4 protein-coding genes are annotated in these 5,301 nt (G+C 68.5%); 2 read left to right on the forward strand and 2 right to left on the reverse strand.

Annotated elements, in window-relative coordinates; all coding sequences use genetic code 11:
* Window positions 1–309 precede the first annotated feature (309 nt).
* Window positions 310–1,221, forward strand: a complete 912-nt coding sequence (gene cysM, locus AOZ49_RS31280; RefSeq protein WP_054429480.1) for a cysteine synthase CysM — start codon at window positions 310–312, stop codon at window positions 1,219–1,221.
* Between the two features lie 111 nt (window positions 1,222–1,332).
* Here cysM and AOZ49_RS33790 read toward each other — a convergent pair whose 3' ends face one another.
* Window positions 1,333–3,090 (reverse strand): tripartite tricarboxylate transporter substrate-binding protein, encoded by a 1,758-nt coding sequence (locus AOZ49_RS33790; protein ID WP_231690498.1) that lies wholly within the window; start codon window positions 3,088–3,090, stop codon window positions 1,333–1,335.
* Window positions 3,091–3,158: 68 nt separating this feature from the next.
* Between AOZ49_RS33790 and AOZ49_RS31295 the strand changes: the two genes are divergently transcribed.
* Window positions 3,159–4,208 (forward strand): cyclase family protein, encoded by a 1,050-nt coding sequence (locus AOZ49_RS31295; protein ID WP_054479799.1) that lies wholly within the window; start codon window positions 3,159–3,161, stop codon window positions 4,206–4,208.
* Window positions 4,209–4,239: 31 nt separating this feature from the next.
* Here the strand turns inward: AOZ49_RS31295 and mltB are convergent, their stop codons facing one another.
* Window positions 4,240–5,265, reverse strand: a complete 1,026-nt coding sequence (gene mltB, locus AOZ49_RS31300) for a lytic murein transglycosylase B (RefSeq protein ID WP_231690499.1) — start codon at window positions 5,263–5,265, stop codon at window positions 4,240–4,242.
* Window positions 5,266–5,301: the final 36 nt, after the last annotated feature.

The raw sequence follows: 5,301 nt of genomic DNA on the forward strand, positions 1-5,301 counted from the left end.
CCGCGGGCGCGAAACCGGCGGTCCCGGCGCCCGTCCGGTCCGCACCGGGGGCGGGCGCCGCCAAGGCCGCCCCCGCGGGTGGCGCGGCCAGGCCGGGCGCGGCCCAGACGGGCAAGCCCGCGGCGGCATCGCGACCCTGATCGGCGCCGCCACGGCGTCCCTGCGTCGCCATGTCCGCCGTCGCCATGGTCGGGGCGGACGCCGGCCTTGCCCGGCGCCTGGCGTTGCAGGGCCCGCCAGGCGCGGAACCCCTGGCGCGAGCGCGGCCTTTGGCGGCACGCCGCGCCGGGCGGGGTTATCATCGGCTTCATGACTACTACCTATCCCACTATCGAGCAGACCGTCGGCAACACGCCGCTGGTGCGCCTGCAGCGCATTCCCGGCGCCGCCGGGGCGGCGCGCGGCAACGTCATCCTGGCCAAGCTGGAAGGCAACAATCCGGCCGGCTCGGTGAAGGACCGTCCGGCGCTCTCCATGATCAAGCATGCCGAGGAGCGCGGCGACATCAAGCCCGGCGACACGCTGATCGAGGCGACCAGCGGCAACACCGGCATCGCGCTGGCCATGGCCGCCGCCATGCGCGGCTACCGCATGATCCTGATCATGCCCGACAACCTGTCGGTGGAGCGCCGCGCCGCCATGACGGCCTACGGCGCCGAGCTGATCCTGACGCCGGCCGACAAGGGCGGCATGGAATACGCCCGCGACCTGGCCACCGAAATGCAGGCCGATGGCCGCGGCGTGGTGCTGGACCAGTTCGCCAATCCGGACAACCCGCGCGCCCACATCGAAGGCACCGGCCCGGAAATCTGGACCCAGACCGACGGCCGCGTGACGCACTTCGTCAGCGCCATGGGCACGACCGGCACCATCATGGGCGTGTCCACCTACCTGAAGTCGCGCAATCCGGCGGTGCAGGTGGTGGGCGCGCAGCCGGCCGAGGGCTCGTCGATTCCCGGCATCCGCAAATGGCCGGAAGCCTACCTGCCCAAGATCTTCGACCGCAGCCGCGTGGACGCCTACGAGTCCATCCAGCAGGCCGAGGCCGAGGCCATGGCGCGCCGCCTGGCCGCCGAAGAGGGCATCTTCGGCGGCATTTCGTCCGCCGGCGCGCTGGTGGCCGCTTTGCGCGTGGCCGAGCGCGTGAATGACGCGACCATCGTCTTCATCGTCTGCGATCGCGGCGACCGCTACCTGTCCACGGGCGTCTTCAACAACTGACGCCGTGCGCGGGCGGGTCCCGCGCCCAGGAAAAACGCCCCACGTCCCGGATGTCATCCGGGGCGTGGGGCGTTTGCGTTGCGGGCCCGGCGGTGCGGCGCCGGCCAGCCCTTATTCGGGCTGGATGTTGGCGTCCTTCATGACCTTGATCCAGCGCGCGCTTTCGGCCAGGTTGAAGGCTTCGGCTTCCTGGTAGCTCATGGTGCTGGGCAGGGTGCCTTGCGACTTCAGCGCCTCGACCACCTTGGGCGATTGCGACGCCTCGATCATGGCCTTGTTGAGCTTGGCGATGATGGGTTCGGGCGTGTCCTTGGGCACCCACATGCCGTACCAGGTGACGATGTCGAAACCGGGCAGGCCGTTCTCGGCGATGGTCGGGACGTCGGGCAGCTCGGCCAGGCGGGTCTTGGTGGTGACGGCGAGCGGGCGCACTTTGCCGCTCTGGATCAGGGGCAGGGCGGGCGCCAGCGGCGCGTACATCAGGTCGACGTGGCCGCCGGCGACGTCGGTCAGGGCCGGGCTGCTGCCACGGTAGCCGACGTGCGAGATGGACGCCTTGGTGGTGGTGTTGATCAGCTCGCCGGCCAAGTGCGGCAGCGTGGCCACGCCGGGCGAGGCAAAGCTGAGCGAACCCGGCTGGGCCTTGGCCTGCGCGATCAGTTCGCCGAAGGTCTTGAACTTGGAGTCGGGCGGCACCACGGCCACCATCGGCACCGTGCCCAGCACGCCGACCATGCGGAAGTCCTTGATTGGGTCGAACGTCAGGCTCTTGAACTGGGCGGGGTAGATGCCTTGCACCGACGGATTCATCAGCACCGTGTAGCCATCGGCCGGCGCGCGCGCGACCTGGGCGGCGCCGATGGTGCCGCTGGCGCCGGGACGGCTTTCGATCACCAGGGGATGGCCCAGGATCTCACCCATGCGCACCGCGATCACGCGGCCCACCACGTCGGTCGGGCCACCCGCGGCCCACGGCATGATCACGCGGATCGGCTTGTCGGGATAGGCGTCCTGCGCCTGTGCGCCAGCCAGCGGCAGGGCCCCGATGGCGATCGCCGAGCATGCCGCGGCGAGCAAAGTGCGCTTGTTCATCTGCTGTCTTCTCCTACAAAGGTTAGGTTGGCCGAGGGTAGGGCCGCGTACAGCAGCGCCTTGACCTCTTTCAGTTGCTGGCCAGTGGTGGCTTCGTTCTTCTGCATGCGCCCCAGGGGGGGGGCCGGCCACCACGATGGCGAAGGGTTGTTCATAGGCCCGGAACCCGAGCGAGATGGACATCACGTCCTCGACGTTTTCGCCGAGGGAGCGTTGCCAGCCGCGCTGGATGCCGGCCTGCAGGTCGCGGTCGAACGCGGCCTGGCTGGTGAGGGTGGTTTCGGTGTACGAGGCGAAGCCGGGATAGGTCTTGAACCATTTCTGGCGCTCGTCCTCGGGCAGCACCGAGAGCAGGGCCTTGCCCGAGCTGGTGGCGTGCACCGCCTTGAATCCGCCGGGCTGGTGCGAGAAGCGGATGGTCTGCTTGGACTCGGCGACGATCAGGTACACGACCTTGTCGTCGGCCAGCTTGGCCAGCAGGGCGGTCTCGCCGGTGATGTCGCGCACCCGCGCCAGCACCGGCTCGATCACGGCGTTCAGCGGGTCGCTGCGGCAGATCAGGGTGGCGACGTGGATCAGCTTCTGCGTCGGGTAGTAGCCGTGCTTTTTGCCGATCTCGTACAGATAGCCGCGCGCCACCATGGTCTTGAGCAGACCATGGCAGCTGGACAGCGGGATCTCCATCTGCGCGGCGATCTCGCTGTACAGCAATGGCTTCTGCGCCTCGGCGAAGAGGTTCAGAACATCCAGGACTCGTGCGGCTGTTTTCACATCCATGATGTTATTATCCTATATGTGATAAATTTGTGTCAAATTCTTAATTCATGGCCAAGGAGCCGCGCCACATGAGATGGAAGAACCGTCCCGAGGGATCGAACTGGGGAGACTTCGGCCCTGATGACCAACGGGGTTGCCTGAATTACATCACTCCCGCGAACGTGATGAAGGGAATCCAGGAAGTCCGCGAGGGCTTGAGCTTCTGTCTGTCGCTGCCGCTGGACTACCCCGGCGGCAACGGCGTCAACGTGCGCCGCCATCCGCCCAAGCTGCGCCCGACCGAGCGTGACGGCGACCAGTATCTGAACTTCCCGCTGGGCCGCCTGCGCCCGGGTTGCGTCGACGTGCTGAGCGATGACATCGTCGAGATGAGCCTGCAGTACTCGACCCAGTGGGACTCGCTGGCGCACGTGGGCGCGCTGTTCGACGCCAACGGCGACGGCCTGCCCGAACGCGTCTACTACAACGGCTACCGCCCCAACGAACACGTGGTCGGCCCGGTGGACTATGACGTCGACAATGGTTTCGCCAAGACCGATCTGGGCCAGGGCGGGGCTTCCCACGCCAAGAAGCTGGACATCACCCAGCTGGCCGAATCCTGCCTGCAGAGCCGCGGCGTCATGGTCGACCTGGCCCGGCATTATGGCTGCGAGCAGAAGTCGGTGGGCTACGACGACCTGATGCGCATCATCGAGGCCGACCGCATCGAGATCGAGCAGGGCGACATCGTGCTGTTCCACACCGAATTCGGCGATGCGCTGCTGGAAAAGCAGCGCCAGCCGGATCACCACACCCTGCACGAGATCTGCGCCGGGCTGGATGGCAGCGACGAGAAGCTGCTGCAATGGATCACCGATTCCAAGGTGGCCGCGATGGCGTCGGACAATCATGCGCTGGAAATCTACCCGACGCAGAAGCCCAACGCCTGCTGCGCGGCGCTGCCGCTGCATCACCACTGCATCTTCAAGCTCGGCCTGCCGATCGGCGAGATGTGGTACCTGGGCGCGCTGGCCCGCTGGCTGACCGCCAACGGCCGCAGCCGCTTCCTGTTGACCGCGCCGCCGCTGAACCTGCCGGGCGCGGTGGGCTCGCCCGCCACGCCGGTGGCCACGGTCTGAGGGGCAGCGGCGCGGCGCGGGCGCCGGCCCCTCAGCGGCCGACGCGCGCCTCGATTTCGCTGGCCAGGTCGGCCACCGCGGTGGCGTAGAAGTAGCTGCGGTTGTACTTCGTCAGCGCGAAGAAGTTGGGCGTGCCGACGCGGTATTGCGCAGTGCCGCGGGCCTCTTCCACCAGATCGACGATGCCCATGGGCTGCGCGCCCCAGCCGGTGGCCGAGGCGCCGGGCTGCAGCCGGGCGCCGGCCGCGGTCAGCGTGCCCCAGGTCTGCTTGGGTTCCAGGCCGCCGTCCACCAGCGCGGTGGGGTCGGCCGGCAGCGCCACCGGCGCGAACACCGGCAGGCCGCGTTGCCAGCCATGCTGCGACAGGAAGCTGCCGACCGACATGATGGCGTCGCGGGTGTTGTTGGTCAGGTCGATATGGCCGCTGCCATCGCCGTCCACCGCGTAGTGCTTGATGCTGGTGGGCATGAACTGCGGCATGCCGATGGCGCCGGCATAGGAGCCGCGGGTTTCGAGATCGAGCTTGCCGGTCATGGCGAGCGTCAGGAAGTCGGCCAGCTGGCCGCGGAACATGGTGGCGCGCTCGGGCTTGGCCGGGTCCGGATAGTCGAAGGCCAGCGTGGTCAGCGCGTCCAGCACGCGGAAATTGCCCATGTTGCGGCCATACAGCGTTTCAACGCCGATGATCGAGGCGATGATCGGGGCCGGCACGCCGAAGCGCTGCGCGGCCTGGTTCAACTGGTCGCGATGCTCGTTGTAGAACTCCACGCCCCAGCCGATGCGCTTGGGCTCGACGAAGCGCGAGCGGTAGGTCAGCCAGCTGCGCCAGACTTTCTTGCCCGGGGGCGACGGCGCGATCAGGCGCGCCACCGTGGCGTTGTAGCGCGTGCTTTCGAGGGCGGAGACCATCGGCTTGAGCGGCAGGTTGCGCTCGGCGGCCAGGCTTTCGACGAAGCTGCGCACCTCGGGGCGCAGGACGCCGCTGGGGGTGAGGGCGGCCGGGCCATCGTCCGCCAGTTCGGGACCGGGGGTCGGCGCCGCGGGTCCGATGCGGATGGGGGGCGGGGTTGCCGGCGGTGGCCGCGGGGGGGG

This window comes from Achromobacter sp. 2789STDY5608615, assembly GCF_001298995.1.
Classification (GTDB): Bacteria; Pseudomonadota; Gammaproteobacteria; order Burkholderiales; family Burkholderiaceae_B; genus Achromobacter; species Achromobacter insuavis.